The sequence below is a fragment of the Planctomycetota bacterium genome, from assembly GCA_016125255.1.
Classification (GTDB): domain Bacteria; phylum Planctomycetota; class Phycisphaerae; order Phycisphaerales; family Zrk34; genus RI-421.
Window position 1 is genome coordinate 270,387 of sequence record WGMD01000009.1, and the last position, 15,983, is coordinate 286,369.

Genomic DNA, 15,983 nt, shown 5'->3' on the forward strand with positions numbered 1-15,983 from the left:
CAATATCGCCCCCATGAATCCGACCCCTTCGACATCCAGCCGCGCCACGCAGGATCTGCACGTCCAGAGCACCACACCGCTCATCAGCCCCGCCGAACTCGACAAGAAGATCGAGCTGACGGAGGACGTGCGGCAGACGGTGCTCGAATCGCGCGACGCCATCAAGCAGGTGCTCCTCGGTCAGGACCCCCGGTTGATCGCCATCGTCGGTCCGTGTTCGATCCACGACGAGAAGGCCGCGCTTGAATACGCCGGTCGCCTCGCGGAGGTTCAGCGCGAAGTGGCGTCGACGATGCTCATCGTGATGCGCGTGTATTTCGAGAAGCCGCGGACGACGGTCGGATGGAAGGGGCTGATTTACGATCCGCATCTCGATGACAGCTTCGACATCAACGCCGGTCTGCACGCCGCCCGCCGCATCCTGCTCGCGGTCAACAAGCTTGGCCTGCCCGCCGCGACGGAGTTCCTCGATCCGATCGTGCCGCAGTACATCGATGACCTGGTGAGCTGGGCGGCGATCGGCGCCCGCACGACCGAAAGTCAGACGCATCGTCAGATGGCCAGCGGCCTGTCCATGCCCGTCGGCTACAAAAATTCGACGACCGGCGAATTGCAGGTCGCCATCGACGCCATGATCTCCGCCCGCTCGCCGCACGCTTTCCTCGGCATCGATCACCACGGCCGCTCGTGCATCGTGCAGACGACCGGCAACAAGTGGGGTCATGTCATCCTGCGCGGCGGGCCGGGCCAACCCAACTACGAACCCGCCGCCGTCGCCGCCGCCGCCGCCCGGCTCCAGAAGGCGGGGCTGTCGCCGACGCTGATGGTCGACTGTTCTCATGCCAACTCCGGCAAGAAGTTCGAACGCCAGGAAGTCGTCTTCAACTCCGTCATCGCCCAGCGCACCGCCGGCAACGCCCAGATCATCGGGCTCATGCTCGAGTCCAACCTCTTCGAAGGCCGGCAGGAGCTTTGCCCCGACCTTGCGAAAATGCGGTATGGTGTGAGCGTCACGGACGAATGCCTCGGCTGGGAAAAAACCGCCGAGCTTCTCCGCTCCGCTCACGCGACGCTGTCTTAACCCCTCCCCCGTGAGGGGGAGGATGGGTGGGGGTGAAGCGCATCAGTCCACGCCCTCGTCCGCATCGATACGGAGGCGGTCCTGACTGATACGATTCACCCTCCCCTAACCCCTCCCTCGAAGGGAGGGGGATGAAACGCCACTACGTTGGGAGTCACATCATGAGGTCCATCGCATCGCTGCTCGCGGTCGGGTGTCTGTGCCTGTTTGTCGCATCCGTTCATGCCGCCGAGTCGACCCCGCGCTCCGCCCGCGCCCGGCCAAACGTCCTGTTCATCCTCACCGACGATCAACGCTGGAACTGCATGGGCATCGCCCGCAATTCCGTCATGCAGACGCCCAACATCGACCGCCTCGGCCGCGAAGGCGTCTACTTCCCCAACGCCTTCTGCACCACCTCGCTCTGCTCACCAAGCCGCGCATCGATCCTGTCCGGCCTGTATGCCCACACGCATGGCGTCTCCAACAATTTCACCGAATACCCCGATGACATGCCGACGTTCCCGCGGGCGCTTCAGCAAGCCGGTTACACCACCGCGTACATCGGCAAGTATCACATGGGCGAGGAAAACGACGACCAGCGCCCCGGCTTCGACTACTTCGTGACGCACAAAGGTCAGGGCAAATACTTCGACAACGTCTTCCGAACCAACGGCGGCGAACGCAAACTCGTCAAGGGTTACTACACGACCGTCGTCACCGACATGGCCCTCGACTGGCTTCACAATCGCGACAAGTCCAAGCCGTTCCTCCTCATGCTCGGACACAAAGCGCCGCACAGCTTCTACATCCCCGAAGACAAATACAAGCACGCCTTCGACAACGTCCCCATCGACTATCCGCACACCGCGTACCACCTCGACACGAATCCCGACTGGTACCGCGAGCGGCTCGATACATGGCACGGTATCTACGGCCCGCTCTTTGAATGGCGCAAGAATTTCCCCGACCGTTCCGCCGCCGCCGTCGTTGATTTTGAGAACATGGTCCACGCCTACCGCGGCACCATCCTGAGCGTCGACGACTCCGTCGGCAAACTCTACAAGGAACTGGCCGACGAAGGCGTCCTCGACAACACGCTCATCATCTTCACCACCGACAACGGCCTCCTCGAAGGCGAGCACGGCATGGTCGACAAACGCACCATGGCCGAACCGTCGATCCGCGTCCCCCTCGTCGTCCGCTATCCCGGCCTGACTCCGCCCGACAAACCCAAGGTGATCGAACAGCAGGTGCTCCACGTCGACTTTGCTCCGACGATTCTCGATCTCTGCGGCGCCCCCGCGCTTCCCAAAACGCACGGCCGCAGTTGGAAGAAACTCGTCACCGCCGGCGACCCCGATTGGCGCAAGGCATGGTACTACGAGTGCGACTACGAGAAGCAGTTCCCCTACACGCCCAACGTCCGCGGCATTCGCACCGACCAATGGAAATACATCCGCTACCCCCACGGCGACGGCTCCCCCGACCGCATCCCCCCGGAGCTTTTCGATCTCGTCCATGACCCGGAGGAAGCCGTCAATCTCGCCCAGGACCCCAAGTACGCCGATCTGTGCAAGCGACTTTCCAACCAGCTCGACAAGCTGATGGATCAGGTGGAAAACTCCCGCAAGATGCCCATCTACGAAGGCATCGGCAAGGAACTCCCCGACGCGAAAATCCGCTGATCTAAAGCCCTCCTCCTCCGAGGGGGAGGGTTGGGTGGGGGTGAATCGTATCGCTTCGTAACGGTTCCGAATCGGAACGCGCCTCGACGGATGCGCCTCACCCTCCCCCGGTTCGACTGCGCTCACCGCAAGCGGCCCCGCCCTCAAGGGCGGGGGGGCAGAAATACCTCTCCCTCCGGGAGAGGTCGGCCCAAAGGGCCGGGTGAGGGTGCGCCCAATCACTGACCGCGACCGCAACGGTGGGCGCCATACTCCGGGACCACCCTCACCCCAGCCCTCTCCCGAAGGGAGAGGGAGTATTTCAGAATTCTCAAATGGATGATCCATCCAAATTTTCTGTGACAAAACGACCGCGCGCGCGGAACATGGGTGGAGATGTCACCCATGGACCGTCAATCGACCGAACAACTCGCCGTGCAGTGGACGCAGGCCCAGCGGCTTGTCGGGGCGTTCATCGCCACGATGCTCGGGGACTTCGACGCCGTCGATGAGGTGCTCAGCCGGGTCGCCGTCGCCGTCGTCCGCAAGTATGAACAGTACGATCCGGCCCGTCCGTTCGCCGCATGGGCGATCGGCATCGCACGAATCGAGGTGATGCAGTACCGCCGGCTCACCGCCACCGATAGGCACATCTTCGACGACGCCCTCATCGACCGCATCACGCAACGCTACCAGCAGCAGGCCGCCCGGATTGATCCGCACCGGCAGGCCCTGTCCGAATGTCTCAAACGCATCGATGGCCGCGCCCGCCAGGCGCTGGAGCTGCGCTACGTGAGCAACTTCAAGCCCGCCGCCATCGCCCGCGAACTGTCCATGAACGGCGGGGCCCTCCGCATGCTCCTGACCCGCACGCGCCAAGCCCTCCGCGAATGCATCGAACGTCGCCTCGCCCGCTCGGAGGCCGAATGAGCCCCGACGACCTCCTCATCGATTCCTACCTCGACGACGGCCCGACCGACGAAGTCATGGCCCGCCTCGCGCCTTGGCTGCGTGAAGACCCCGCCCGCATCGATCTCTTCGTCCATCGCTCCATCCAGCACTACCAGCTCCGCGACCTGCTCATCCAGTCCGCGCCGGTCGCAATTGAAAACTCAAAACTCGAAACCCCAAACACGAAGAATGCTCCCTCCCCTTCGCGTTTCGTGTTTCGGATTTCGAGTTTCACCCTCGCCGCCCTGTTCCTGATCGCCGCCGCGCTTTATTTCGTCTTCCTGCCTTCCAATCCCCCCTCCCCCAACCCCCATCCCCCCTCCCCCTCCCCCGCGTCTTTCGCGATTCTCTCCGACCTCTCCGACGACGCGAAGTTCGCCGACGCCGAACACGCCCTCGGCTCTGACTTATCCGGCCCGATCAAACTCACCGCCGGCCGCGCTCAGCTCATGTTCAAATCCACCGCCGTCGTCGATCTGACCGGCCCGTGCGAATTCCACATGACCGGACCCAACCGAGGCCGCCTGACTTCCGGGGGCTTGTCGGCGTATGTGCCCCAAAAGGCTCACGGTTTTATCGTCGATCTGCCCCACGGCGCGTCCGTGACCGATTTGGGCACGCGCTTCGGCGCGATCACCGATGCCGGTCACACCGTGGTGCGGGTCTACCAAGGCCGCGTGCTCGTTGACGCCGGCGACGAACATCGAACGCTCACGGTGGGTCAGATCGCCCGCCTCGACGCCGGCGGACGTCTCGCGTCCGTTTCCAGTCGCTGGATCGCCTCGACGGATCAGACCGATGTGCGCGATCAGCTTCGCATGGACGCAGACCTCGTGGCGTTGTATTCGCTGAACGGGGCGACCGCTTCAACACCCAGCTCGCTGACGAATCTGTCCTCGTCCGGCTCTTCGCTGGATGGCGTGATTCACGGCGCGGCGATCGTCGACGGCCGCCTGCCCGACACCCGCGCGCTGCAATTCGGCGGCGCTAATCAGTACGTTCACATTGCCGTGCCCGAGCCACTGGAGTCGTTCACGTGCGCCGCATGGGTGAAGCTCGACGCCGAGCCCGCCGCGCCGGATCACTACGGCGTCATCCTCGCCACGGACCAATGGCATCCAGGCTGCGTCGGGATGGACGTCGCCGCCGGCCGACTTGCCCGGTTCAATGTTTTTGGCGATCCGCATGCGCAGGTCACCAGCCCCGCGTCGGCCGCATTACCGCTCGGCCAATGGGTGCAGATCGTCGGCACCTACGATCCGCAGAACGGCTTGATTCGGTTGTATCTCGACGGTGCGTTGATCGCCTTCAGAGCGATCCATCAGTCGCAGAACATCACGCTCGCTTCAGCACGTATCGGCAACTGGGTTCCGACTCGTGTCAACAACTTACGACCCTTCCCCGGCGTCATCGACCAGGTGCTCATCTTCCGACGCGCTCTGACGCAAGACGAAGTTCACGCTCTATATCAGGCCGAGAAATCGCAAAACACACAACCATTGGAGATCGACACCGCGAATGCTTCACATTAACAACCCTTCGCCGATCGACGACGCAAGCTAGCCACGCCGTCGATCGGCACGCCCCTGCACCCCGGCCTGATCCGCCGGACCACGGGGCAACGCCGGCCGCGGGTGTGCCGCGGACGGGAGATTCCGAGAAACTGTTTTCTGGAAAGGACCGCCAAGTATGAAACGCTCCATCAAATCTTTCGTAGTTCGTAGCTCGCTGCTTGCCGCGGCGCTGCTGGTCGCCTTCGCCGCCGCCTCCGCACATGCCGCCGCCATCACCTGGGGCGCCGCCGTCACCATCGGCACCAACGGCGACTCGGACGTGCTGAACACCGGAAGCACCCTCTATGCCTATGACTTTTCAAGTGCTCAGACTGTGCACAGCGTCAACTTCGTATACGCCACTGGCACTTATTCAGGCGCCAACATTTATACGATTGGAAGCGATATCACCCTGTCAGATTCGACGAGAGCGTTGACCATCAACACATCCGCTTATAGCCATGCATCGGGCCTCACCACAGCCTACGGCACCATGCTTCAGGGTGCGATCTACAACTCCCCCGTGCAGACCATAACGGTCTCGCTCAAGAACCTGGTCAGCGGCAAGAACTATGCCGTGCAAGTGTGGGCGGAGGATTCTCGCGCCACCATCAATCGCAAAGATACCCTCACCAGCACCGGCGGCAATAGCGTGATTCTGAATTTCAACGCAACCAGCGGCACCGGTGGAGCCGGTCAGTACACCATCGGCACATTCACGGCCAGCGGCACCACGCAGGACTTCACCATCCTGGGCGACGTCTCCAGCCAGCTCAACGCCATCCAGGTCCGTGACCTGGGCGTCGCTTCCGTTCCCACCCCCGCGGCACTGCCCGCCGGTCTGGGTCTGCTTGCCTTCGCAGCCACGCGCCGCCGTCGGCGATGATTCGAATGTTTGCCTGCTTGCGGCGCGTCGGCGAAAGTCGACGCGCCGCATTGGATCGAAAGAAGCATTTTCCGTTCGGCCGCGCAAGAACACTCTGGCGGGTGAAGGTTCGACGAATCGAACCGGCGGCCGGTCGGGACCATGCGTTCGATGAGCGCAAGCTGATCGGACGCCTTGCCACGTTTGTCAGAGCCGGCGTGCCCTCACGCCGGATTCCGGGCCGGCGCAGCCCGGCTCGGACAGGAGCGCCTCATGCGACGTCACGCCTTCACGCTCATCGAACTTTTAGTGGTCGTCACGATCATTACGCTGCTGATCGCGATTCTGCTGCCTTCGCTGAGTCGGGCGCAGAAGCTGGCCCAATCGACGACCTGCCAGGCGAACCTGCACCAGTGGGGGCTGATTGTTTTTGACTACGCCACCGACAACTCCGGCGCGTTTCCGCTGTACACCACCTACATCACGCCCTATCAGAATCTCAGAGCATACTGGCAGAACGAGCAGATCAAATTATGTCCCTCGGCCGCCTCGCCGTACAAAATGCCTCCGCTGGGCGGCACCGAAATCGGCGGCGCTGAGTACGCCTATGTCGAGGCTCGCATCGACACCAACGGCGACGGTGTGCGTGATTACGAGATCGGCAGCTACACGTGGAACGGCATGTGCAACGTCCGCGGCGCCTGGTCCTCGCTGGGCAACCCGAGCCCCTACATCCCTGTGAACAACTACATCTCCAGGGTGTCGCAGGCCGACGCTCGCGTTCCGCTGATCGGCGACGGCGCGTGGGATGGCGCCTTCCCCGGCAACATCTACTGGCCCCACGATAATCCCGATCCCCAGGAGTGGTGCCCGACCGCAACGCAGATCTACAGTTGGGGCATTCCGCGCTACGCCATTCGACGCCACATCGACGACACGGTCAACCTCGCTTTGGCCGACGGCCACACCGAAAACTCTAAACTGCCCGATCTGTGGGTCAACTACCGCTGGTACGCCACGTGCCAGACCGGCCAGCCGGCACCGACGATCCCCTGGTTGAACCCGTAATCGTCCGCCGCTACCTTGCCGTTGGCCATGTGTGGGGCGGCTCATCCGAAAGGCTTCCATGTTGCGACGATTTGTGTTGTTGATCGTTCTCGCTATGACCGCCTCCGCCGGCGGCGCGGTCTACACGGTCGATCCCGCCAAAGGCGAGGACATGGGCAAGATCAATGCGATTCAGCTCGCGCCGGGTGATCGGGTCATTCTTAAACCGGGGGTGTATCACGAATCCCTCGTGCTTCACGCGGTCGGCACGCGGGAGCATCCTGTCGTTGTCGAATTTTCGCCGGGCCGCCATGTGTTTCGTGCGGATCATGCGATCCGGCGGTGCTACTTCGTGTCGAACTCCGCCGATGCGCCGCTGGAACCGCGCCCGATCGGGATCCTCATCAAGGATTGCCGGCACGTGCAACTCACCGGCGACAAATCCGCCGAGATCGTGTACGGCGACCGCATGACGATGTTCATCAACGAACATTCGCAGGACATCACGTACACCGGACTGACGTTTGATTTTGTGCGGCCGACGGTGTCGGAGTGTCGCGTTGTGAGCGCCGTGGACGACCAGACCGTTGTGCAGGTCGCCGAAGGCTCGACCTACCAGATCAAGGACGGCGGATTCTCGTGGACCGGTGACTTGGGAAGCGGATGGGTCATGGCGCAGATCGCTGACCCGGCCACGGGCGCGTGTTCTCGCATGGGTCGATGGAATCCGTTTACCCATGCCGTGGCCACCGACCTGGGCGGCGGCAAAATCCGCCTGGCGATCAAGGGCCGATGTGGAAAGCCGGGCCAGCAATGGCAGTTCCGTCACGTCAAACGCGACAACACCAGTGCCGTGAACACGCGCTGCAAGGATATTGTTTTTCGCGACTGCAATTTCTATAGCCTCCCAGGGATGGGAATCGTCAGCCAGTTCACGCAGAACATCACGTATGAGCGCGTCAACGTCGTGCCGCGTCCCGGGACCATCCGCACGTGTCCGGCGTGGGCGGATTGTTTTCACTTCTCCGGCTGTCGAGGCGACATCCTCATCGACTCGTGCAACTTCTCCGGCATGCAGGATGACGCGATCAACGTCCACGGAACACATATGCGGATCATTGAGAAGACCGGACCGAATCAGGTGCTCCTGCGCTTCATGCAGCCGCAGACGTACGGCATTGCGGCATTCGAGCCCGGCGACAAAGTGGATTTCGTGAATCACGGCACGTTGCGCAGCTACGCGTCGAATACGGTCGCCGCCATCGAACGCAAGACGGATCAGGACTGGCTGCTGACGCTCGCCGAGCCTGTCGCCGACTTCGGCAAAGATGACGTGATGGACAATGTGACGTGGTATCCGAATATCACGATCCGCAACTGCACCGTCGCGATGGATTCCTGTCGCGGCTTTCTGATCACCACGCGAGGCAAGGCGCTGGTCGAGGGATGCACGTTCACCCGCACGCACATGAGTGCGATCCTTGTCGAGGACGACGCCGAGGGATGGTTTGAGTCCGGGCCGATTCGCGATCTGACCATTCGCAACAATCGTTTTATTCAGTGCGGCAATCCGGTCGTCTGGATCAATCCGCACAACGACAACAGTGATCCGGCGCTGCCGGTCCACGTAAACATCCGCATCGCGGACAATGTTTTCGACGGCGGCGGGGTTTCCGCCAAGAGCGTCAAAGGTCTGACCGTGGTCGACAATCGCTTTGCCGGCAATGTTTCGGTGACGACAGCGGCATGCACGGATGTGAAAATCGAAAACAACTCATCGCTCGGCAAGCCTTAGCCCTCCAACTCCCGCTTCCTGCCCTACGATCTGAATGGGTCATTTAACCCACTTCGCGCACCAGCGCGTGACATTTCGCGCATGGTGATGACCAATCGGACGCGTGCGTGCGCGCGCGGTTGATGTAAGTCCTTATTCGATCGCGCACCGGCGCGCCCGACCCCGGTGCGACTGTGCGCACCGGACTGCGCCGTGCGCGCAGTTTGCTTTGAAGATGCGAAAAAGCGGCGATGCTGATGCGGGAATGCGAGCGCACGGGGTGGTCGAAAAACCGGGTGTTTGCCGCGCCGGTGCGACTCACATGAAGACATCGATGACGCCCAGGGCGCCGAGGGTCAGGGAGATGAAGCCGTTGAGCGTGAAGAACGCCATGGTGAAGCGGCCGCGCGAGGCCGCTAGGTGTTCGAAGATGAGCGCGAGGGCGACGATGACGATGCCGATGAAAAACAGCCGTCCAAGCGGGAGGGAGGAGCGCTGCATGAGGATGAGCAGGACGACGGCGAGGAGGTGGGCGAGTTTGGCGAGTGCGAGTGCGGCGGTCGGGCCGAGTTTGGCGGGGATGGAGTGCAGGCCGTCGCGTGTGTCGTGGTCGATGTCCTGCATGGCGTAGATGATGTCGAATCCGCCGACCCAGAGCAGGACGAAGCCGGCGAGATACCAGAGGGTCGGTTCGGTGAGGTAGGCGGGTCGAATCGCCAGGGCGGCGGCGAGTGGGCTTAACGCCAGAGCGGCGCCGAGGAAGAAATGGCACAGGAGGGTGTAGCGCTTCATCAGGCCGTAGGCCCCGAGCCAGGCGAGGACCAGCGGGGCGAAGATCAGTGGCCACCAGTTTTGATCGATCACGCCGAACATCGCCGCCGCGGCGATCAGCGCGATGGCGCAGAAGGCCATTGCGGCCATGACCTGCGCGGGCCTGAGTCGACCGGCGGGCAGGGCCCGGCCGGCGGTGCGCGGATTGTGGCGATCGATGGCGCGATCGAGGTAGCGATTGGCGAGCATGGCGAAGGTGCGTGCGAAGAACATGCACACGACGATCAGCGCGAGGTCGGTCCCGCCGGGCATCCCGCCGGCGGCGAGGAACGTCGCCAGCAAGGCGAAGGGCAATGCGAAGACGGAGTGGGACACCTTGATGTCGCGGGCCAGGGCGAGAACGGCGTATACGGGCGTAGATGGCATGGGTCCGTATCGTATGCGGAGCGGCGGCGAAAAAAAGTCAGACGGGTGTGCCACACTAATGGCACGGCGGGGAGTGTTCGCAATTTGTCCGGGCCGATATAAGAAGCGATGTGGACGCCGGGTCGTCCGTGTGACGCGCCGCCCTCCGGGAAGATGGCCGCGCTTCGGGAGTGTTGTCATGCAGATCGACGTCGGGCCCTTCCGGTATTGCGTTCGCCTCGTGCACGGGCACATCGAGCACGAGGGTCAGCACTGTTACGGTTTGTGCGACAATCTCGCTCAGTTGATACTCATCTCCGACGTGCCGACGGAGAAGCAGCGTCTGTCCGTGTTCTTTCACGAATTGATGCACGCGTGGTGGTATCACTTCGGGATCGACCCGGCGGATGAGGAGGCGGTGGCGGATCTGGTCGGGGTGGCGATGACGCAGTTTGTGGATCAGGTGATGACGGTGCTGCGCGGCCGGGGCGAGAGCGGGGCGGCGCTGGCATCGGCGCTTGCCGCACCGGCACGAGATCGCGCATCGACCGATGCGGCGGCGGGGGGCAAGGATCGGTGTGACGGAACTCCAGGAGCGGCGGCGGTTGCGCGGTTGCAGCCGGTCGAGGCGGAGCCTGACGCCAAGTGGGTCATTCGTCTTTACGATCCTGACGCTTGGGCGTTTCGTCCGGCAGCCGCGTCGTGACATGCACCGAACGCCGGCTTGTCCGCGCCGCCTTGGCGGACCGGCCCGCTGGCGTGCCTGACTCGCCGGCCAGCTTCCGGAGCACCATCGCCGCGATATCCGGCGCGACCGACTCGGGCAGAATCCCCAGTACCGCCGTCTGAATCAATTCGTCCTGCTCGCTGAGCCAAAGGTACAGCCGGCTCGCAAGCTCAACCTGACTCATCCCATACCGCTGGCACATCGACTCGATCGCCGCCTTGGCCTTCGGTGACACCGCTATCTTGATGATCTCGCGTTCGGTCATGGCGTCAATTTACTCGCCCCGAACGTCGCCCTCTGTGTGATGATCAGATACCATTGTAGACTTTAATTGACTTATGTGTCTTGTCCGCTAAACTTCTTTTGCTTACGCTCGAGAGGCCGGGAAGTCCATTGATGAACGACTACGACGATGAGCTGGCGGTTCTTCGGATGATGGCGGCGGTATTGCGCCGTCGGATGCCGCCGACCGACGCGGCGCACTCGGCCGCCGGTCGTCGCAACGTGCGCCAATCGGCTGCGCCGCCTCGTCGGGACAAGAGCGATCACACACGTCTTACCTCGCCGCCCCGAAGTGCATCCGGGCGTCGCGGCTGACAGGTGTCAGCGGTCCTGGGGCTCGCTGTTCAAACAAACCGATCCCTTCCAGGGGCAACGCTTGGTTCCTTCACCGGGCAATAGTCGCGGTGTCGAACGAGCGTTGTCCCTATCGGATCGGATGTGTGGCGAACCAGCGATTGCTCAGCCGAAAGTGGCTTGAGCGGATGGCATGAAACGCTTTATCGCTTGTGACGAAGCGCCTCGGCGGACGCCAGTTCGTCGCAGCGTTCATTTTCCGGATGACCGGCGTGGCCGCGCGTCCATTGCACTTTGACCTGATGCGTCTGTAATAGTTCGTCGACCCGCTGCCACAGATCCGCATTGAGCACCGGTTTCTTGTCCGCCTTGCGCCATCCGCGCTTCTTCCAGCCGGGCAACCATTCGCTGATGCCCTTGAGCACATATTCGCTGTCGCCCACGAGCGTGACATGACACCGCGCATCCAGCGACGCCAATCCTTCGATGACGGCGGTCAACTCCATCCGATTGTTCGTCGTCGCCGCTTCGCCGCCGCTCACTTCGACCTCGCGCCCGCTCGCCGGGAACTTGTGAATATACGCCCACCCGCCGGGCCCGGGATTCCCAAGACACGCGCCGTCCGTATACAACATCACATCCGTCGCTTCGACCATGCGATACCTTTCGTCTGGTCGAGCATGATATCGCAATCCGATTCGGTCGCGCAGCGGGTCCCGCATAAAAAAAGCACGGCCGCGGGCGGCCGTGCTTCATCTTTCGAGACTGTCCTCGCGGATGCTCACATCGAGTCGTCGCGATTCTTGAAGTTCAGGTCGGCGGTCGATTCGCGATTGTACCTGGCCCACACATCATCATCATTGAAATTGCCGACGTTTTCGAGTGTCGCCAGCGGCTTGCCGGCTCGGGCGAAGTATGACCGGGCGGCGAAAAGGAACAAAATCGTCAGCAGCGACAGCCCGCCCATGATTTCGCCGCTGATGAGCAGGCGATCGTCCGTGAGCGGACGATTGGCGACGGTCGCCTGCTGCCCGACGCGCAGGGCGGTCGCGCTGTTCGATGCGTCATGCGGCGCCTGCTTGATGTAGGCGCGCACGATCGAGCTCAAAATCGGGCTCAATTCATCCTGATTCGCCGAGCGCAGTTCGATGGCGACGACGCCCGCTTCCGGGGCCGATACGCTCATGTTCTTCCGCAACAGCGCTTGCAGGTACTCCGTGTTCGCCGGACCGGCGTAACCGGCCTCGCGCACGAAGACGGAGGCGGCGTTGAGCATCTCGCTGCTGGTGAGAATCTGTTTCTGCGCTTCGAGCCAGTCGGGGCTGTTGGTCAGATTGTTGCCGACCTGGCGGAGCGTGGCGGAGGCGGTCCACGTGCGCGTGGCGAACTTGTCGGCCGCGACGTAGCTCGTCACGGCGAGAATCACCGTCACGATCAGCGCTCGGATGACCCAGCCGAACGCCTGATGCATGCCCCAGCGGTGAATCATGCGCTGCTCGGCTTCACTGAGCAGCGTCTGCACCTGCTTGAGCGACTCGCGCTCCGCAAGCACCTGCTTGACCGCGCCTTTGAGTTGCTCAAGCTGCTGCGCCCGCTTCTCGAGCACCGCCTTGTGATCGGCGACGAGCGAGCGATAGCGGGTCAGTCGCGACTTGCGAATTTCGACATGCGCCTGCTGGGCTTTGAACGCCGTGACTTTGTCGACAAGCTGAGCGGCCCGATCGTTGATGAGCTGCTTCTGTTCATCGAGTTCGGCGGAACGGGCTTCAAGTTCGCTGCAGGTCGCTTCGAACTTGGCGTGTGAATCCTTGACGGCTTCGAGCCGCTTCTTGAGATCCGCCTCGCCGGCTTCGACCTGCTTGCCGCGTTTTTCCAGGGCGGTGTGCTGCTCTTCGAGCGTCTTGCGAAGCTTGGAAAGCTGCTGACGCTGCTGCTGGAGGTCCGCATCGAGGGCGCTCAGCGCCTTCTCGTCGGCTTCGAGCTTCTTGCGGCTTTCCGCAAGGGACCGCTCACGATTGTCCAGATCCGCCGCCCGCGCATCAAGCTTCGCCTGCTGTTCGTCGAGTGTCGCGCCCACCACGCTGAGCTGCTCGCGTTCCGACGCCAACTGCTGTTCGCGCTGGTCGACGGCCTCGGCTCGCGCGGTGACCGCCTGCTCGGCGGCGTCAAGCTGCCTGGTGCGCTCATCGAGTGCGCGATGCGCCTCGTTCAGTTCGCTTTCCAGGGCGGTGATGGCCTGCTGATCGGCGTCAAGCTGGACGCGCCGAGCGTCGAGGCCGGTGCGGGCCGCATCCAACTCGGCACGGGCGGCGTCGAGCGCGGCGATCTGCTGTGCGAACTGCTCGCGTTCGGCAGCGAACGCCTCGGCCTCGGCTTCGAAGGTCGACTGCCGCTCCGCCAGCGTGGCTTCCGCCGCGTCGATCGACAGGCGGCGCTCGGTCAGGGCGTGATCCGCATCCTGCAATTTCGCCTGATGCGTTTCGAGCGCCGCCGTCTGTTTGTCGAGCTGAGCATTGCGGGCCTGTAATGCCTCATGCTGCTCCGCAAGCTGCTGGGCTTTTTCGTTGATTTCGGCTTCAAGCGTGGTGATGGCCAACTGATCGTCGGCGAAACGAGCAAGCTGCTGCTCGAATTCGGTGAGGCGATCCGCAAGCGTCGACTGATCCGATTCGAGTGCGGCGTACTGAGCCGCCACTGCTTCACGATCCGCCGCCAGCGCCTGCTGTTGCTGATCGAATTGGGACTGCGCCGCTTTGAGGGCCGCCTGACGCTCACGCAGTTGATCCTGCTCCGCGGCGAGCGCGTCACGCTCGACCTCGATCGTCTGACGCTGCTCGGCCATCTCGGCGGCGAGGGCGGCGCGCGTCTCGCTGATCATCTTCTGCTGTAACGCTTCCTGCTCCGCGACGAGGTCGGCGAGCTGCTGATTGCAGGCGTCGACGGCCTTCTGCGTCTGAAGCAGGTGGTTCTGCAAATCGTTCCAGCCGCGCGCGGCGGCCGGCGTGACGGGGCTCGTCGGCGGCGTTCGGGTGGCGTTCTCGGGATGGCCCTGCATGGGTTCGGCTCCTCATCTCTCCGGGGGTCCATCGTGGGATATCGGGCGGAGGGACATATGCAATGAGCGTGAGGCCAGTCCGATGTGGAAAAAATTGGGCGATTGGTCCGGTTGTGACGGTCGTAGCGTTTATACCGGCATCGCCGGGCGAGCCCGAAGCGGCTATCATGGGGCACACATGGACCCGAATCTCGCCGACATCGCACGCAAGATCGACGCCCGCCAGCGCCTTTCCGCCGCCGACGGACGCGCCCTCTTCGACTCGCAGGACGTCTGGACCATCGGCCGCCTCGCCGACAAGGTCCGCCGCCGCATGCACGGCGACGTGGCGTATTACAACGTGAATCGCCACTTCAATTACTCCAACGTCTGCGCCCTGTCGTGCAAATTCTGCGACTTTTACCGCAAGAAGGGCGAGGCGGGCGCGTACGAGTTCACGCTCGACGACGTCCGCCAAAAAGCCGCTGCGGCGAAGGAAGCCGGGGCGACGGAGATCCACATCGTCGGCGGGCTTCACCCCTGGCTCCCCTTTGGCTACTACACCGACATGATGCGTGCGGTGCATGACGTGTATCCGCAACTGCACATCAAGGCGTTCACCGCCGTCGAAATCGTCCACCTCGCCCGCATCTCCAAACGCGGCCGGGACATCGAAGGCGTCCTGCGCGACCTGAAAGACGCCGGCCTCGGTTCGCTTCCGGGAGGCGGGGCGGAAGTCTTCGACGATCGCGTGCATGATGAGGTCTTCAAGGGCAAGATTCGCTCCGAGCAGTGGATGGCGGTGCACGAAGCGGCCCATCGACTCGGGCTTATGTCCAACGCCACCATCCTGTACGGCCACATCGAATCGATCGACGATCGCCTGCACCACCTGATGGTCCTCCGCGAATCGCAGGACCGCTCCATCGAGCGCGGCGACCCCGCACGCTTCCAGACCGTCATCCCCCTCCCGTTCATCCCCGGCGAGAGCGAGCTCAAACACCTGCCCGGCCCGACCGGCCTCGATGACCTGAAAATGCTCGCCATCTGCCGCCTCATGCTCGACAATTTCGACCACGTCAAGGCCTTTTGGATCATGCAGACCCTCGAGCTCGCCCAGCTCGCCCTCCAGTTCGGCGTCGACGACGTCGACGGAACCGTCGTCTGGTACGACATCACCAAGGTCAAGCGCGACGGGTCCACCCATCAGGAAATGACCGTCCCCAAACTCCGCAACGCCATCCGCGAAGCCGGGTTCACCCCCGTCGAGCGCGACACCTTGTACCGCCGCATCGAACGCGACGGCCCGACCTGGCGCCTCGCCGCAAAACCCCAACTCGCCCACGCCTGAGCTCCTCGCCCCCGGAAGTTTTCCCTTCGCAAAGCCGGCGCAGCATGTCGCGCGCATCGGCGCGGACATGCGATACGCATTTCACCCATTGCGGGGGGCATCGGTTTTTGAATCAGAATCCGCGCCCCCCGCGCGCAAGTTCAGTAAACGCGCGCACCGGCGCGGCAGGCATTCCGCGCCGTGCGCATCGGCGGGGCTGGGT

General features: G+C 63.0%; 14 protein-coding genes. 10 read left to right on the forward strand and 4 right to left on the reverse strand.

Annotation, left to right across the window (positions count from 1 at the left end; genetic code table 11):
* Positions 1-13 precede the first annotated feature (13 nt).
* The 7 genes from GC162_09905 to GC162_09935 all read left to right on the forward strand — a co-directional run bounded on the left by GC162_09905 (position 14) and on the right by GC162_09935 (position 8,938).
* Positions 14-1,081, forward strand: a complete 1,068-nt coding sequence (locus GC162_09905) for a 3-deoxy-7-phosphoheptulonate synthase (GenBank protein ID MBI1368953.1) — start codon at positions 14-16, stop codon at positions 1,079-1,081.
* A gap of 161 nt (positions 1,082-1,242) precedes the next feature.
* On the forward strand, positions 1,243-2,748 hold the full coding sequence (locus GC162_09910; GenBank protein MBI1368954.1) for a sulfatase-like hydrolase/transferase: 1,506 nt from the start codon (positions 1,243-1,245) through the stop codon (positions 2,746-2,748).
* 375 nt (positions 2,749-3,123) lie between these two features.
* Entirely contained in the window at positions 3,124-3,657 is a 534-nt protein-coding gene (locus GC162_09915; protein MBI1368955.1) for a sigma-70 family RNA polymerase sigma factor, read from the forward strand.
* Complete coding sequence (locus GC162_09920) at positions 3,654-5,210, forward strand: hypothetical protein (protein ID MBI1368956.1); 1,557 nt, start codon at positions 3,654-3,656, stop codon at positions 5,208-5,210. Before GC162_09915 ends, GC162_09920 begins: the two co-directional genes overlap by 4 nt.
* A 157-nt stretch (positions 5,211-5,367) precedes the next feature.
* Complete coding sequence (locus GC162_09925) at positions 5,368-6,117, forward strand: hypothetical protein (protein MBI1368957.1); 750 nt, start codon at positions 5,368-5,370, stop codon at positions 6,115-6,117.
* A gap of 252 nt (positions 6,118-6,369) precedes the next feature.
* Complete coding sequence (locus tag GC162_09930; protein MBI1368958.1) at positions 6,370-7,164, forward strand: prepilin-type N-terminal cleavage/methylation domain-containing protein; 795 nt, start codon at positions 6,370-6,372, stop codon at positions 7,162-7,164.
* A gap of 58 nt (positions 7,165-7,222) precedes the next feature.
* Positions 7,223-8,938 carry a hypothetical protein gene (locus GC162_09935; GenBank protein ID MBI1368959.1) on the forward strand — a complete coding sequence of 572 codons (1,716 nt, stop codon included), beginning with the start codon at positions 7,223-7,225 and terminating at the stop codon, positions 8,936-8,938.
* Positions 8,939-9,235: 297 nt separating this feature from the next.
* On the opposite strand, the gene GC162_09940 is transcribed toward GC162_09935, so the two are convergent.
* Positions 9,236-10,348 carry a 4-hydroxybenzoate octaprenyltransferase gene (locus GC162_09940; GenBank protein ID MBI1368960.1) on the reverse strand — a complete coding sequence of 371 codons (1,113 nt, stop codon included), beginning with the start codon at positions 10,346-10,348 and terminating at the stop codon, positions 9,236-9,238.
* Between GC162_09940 and GC162_09945 the strand changes: the two genes are divergently transcribed.
* On the forward strand, positions 10,293-10,799 hold the full coding sequence (locus GC162_09945; protein MBI1368961.1) for a hypothetical protein: 507 nt from the start codon (positions 10,293-10,295) through the stop codon (positions 10,797-10,799). The genes GC162_09940 and GC162_09945 overlap by 56 nt on opposite strands.
* Here GC162_09945 and GC162_09950 read toward each other — a convergent pair.
* Positions 10,744-11,085, reverse strand: a complete 342-nt coding sequence (locus tag GC162_09950; GenBank protein ID MBI1368962.1) for a hypothetical protein — start codon at positions 11,083-11,085, stop codon at positions 10,744-10,746. The genes GC162_09945 and GC162_09950 overlap by 56 nt on opposite strands.
* A gap of 131 nt (positions 11,086-11,216) precedes the next feature.
* Between GC162_09950 and GC162_09955 the strand changes: the two genes are divergently transcribed.
* Positions 11,217-11,417, forward strand: a complete 201-nt coding sequence (locus tag GC162_09955) for a hypothetical protein (GenBank protein ID MBI1368963.1) — start codon at positions 11,217-11,219, stop codon at positions 11,415-11,417.
* Positions 11,418-11,599: 182 nt separating this feature from the next.
* On the opposite strand, the gene rnhA is transcribed toward GC162_09955, so the two are convergent.
* Both rnhA and GC162_09965 read right to left on the reverse strand, forming a co-directional pair.
* Positions 11,600-12,052, reverse strand: a complete 453-nt coding sequence (gene rnhA / locus GC162_09960; GenBank protein MBI1368964.1) for a ribonuclease HI — start codon at positions 12,050-12,052, stop codon at positions 11,600-11,602.
* Between the two features lie 125 nt (positions 12,053-12,177).
* The gene (locus tag GC162_09965) at positions 12,178-14,451 is read right to left on the reverse strand and encodes a hypothetical protein (GenBank protein MBI1368965.1); all 2,274 of its coding nucleotides are present in this window, start codon (positions 14,449-14,451) and stop codon (positions 12,178-12,180) included.
* Positions 14,452-14,629: 178 nt separating this feature from the next.
* Between GC162_09965 and mqnE the strand changes: the two genes are divergently transcribed.
* Positions 14,630-15,781, forward strand: coding sequence for an aminofutalosine synthase MqnE (gene mqnE, locus GC162_09970; protein MBI1368966.1), 1,152 nt, complete (start codon positions 14,630-14,632; stop codon positions 15,779-15,781).
* The last annotated feature ends 202 nt before the right edge of the window (positions 15,782-15,983 follow it).

Coding starts and splice junctions, on each gene's coding strand:
- GC162_09920 (MBI1368956.1), top strand. CDS start 3,654: ATGAGCCCCGACGACCTCCTCATCGATTCCTACCTCGACGACGGCCCG.
- GC162_09930 (MBI1368958.1), top strand. CDS start 6,370: ATGCGACGTCACGCCTTCACGCTCATCGAACTTTTAGTGGTCGTCACG.
- rnhA (MBI1368964.1), bottom strand. CDS start 12,052: ATGGTCGAAGCGACGGATGTGATGTTGTATACGGACGGCGCGTGTCTT.
- GC162_09905 (MBI1368953.1), top strand. CDS start 14: ATGAATCCGACCCCTTCGACATCCAGCCGCGCCACGCAGGATCTGCAC.
- GC162_09940 (MBI1368960.1), bottom strand. CDS start 10,348: ATGTGCCCGTGCACGAGGCGAACGCAATACCGGAAGGGCCCGACGTCG.
- GC162_09955 (MBI1368963.1), top strand. CDS start 11,217: ATGAACGACTACGACGATGAGCTGGCGGTTCTTCGGATGATGGCGGCG.
- GC162_09935 (MBI1368959.1), top strand. CDS start 7,223: ATGTTGCGACGATTTGTGTTGTTGATCGTTCTCGCTATGACCGCCTCC.
- GC162_09915 (MBI1368955.1), top strand. CDS start 3,124: ATGTCACCCATGGACCGTCAATCGACCGAACAACTCGCCGTGCAGTGG.
- GC162_09910 (MBI1368954.1), top strand. CDS start 1,243: ATGAGGTCCATCGCATCGCTGCTCGCGGTCGGGTGTCTGTGCCTGTTT.
- mqnE (MBI1368966.1), top strand. CDS start 14,630: ATGGACCCGAATCTCGCCGACATCGCACGCAAGATCGACGCCCGCCAG.
- GC162_09965 (MBI1368965.1), bottom strand. CDS start 14,451: ATGCAGGGCCATCCCGAGAACGCCACCCGAACGCCGCCGACGAGCCCC.
- GC162_09945 (MBI1368961.1), top strand. CDS start 10,293: ATGCAGATCGACGTCGGGCCCTTCCGGTATTGCGTTCGCCTCGTGCAC.
- GC162_09925 (MBI1368957.1), top strand. CDS start 5,368: ATGAAACGCTCCATCAAATCTTTCGTAGTTCGTAGCTCGCTGCTTGCC.
- GC162_09950 (MBI1368962.1), bottom strand. CDS start 11,085: ATGACCGAACGCGAGATCATCAAGATAGCGGTGTCACCGAAGGCCAAG.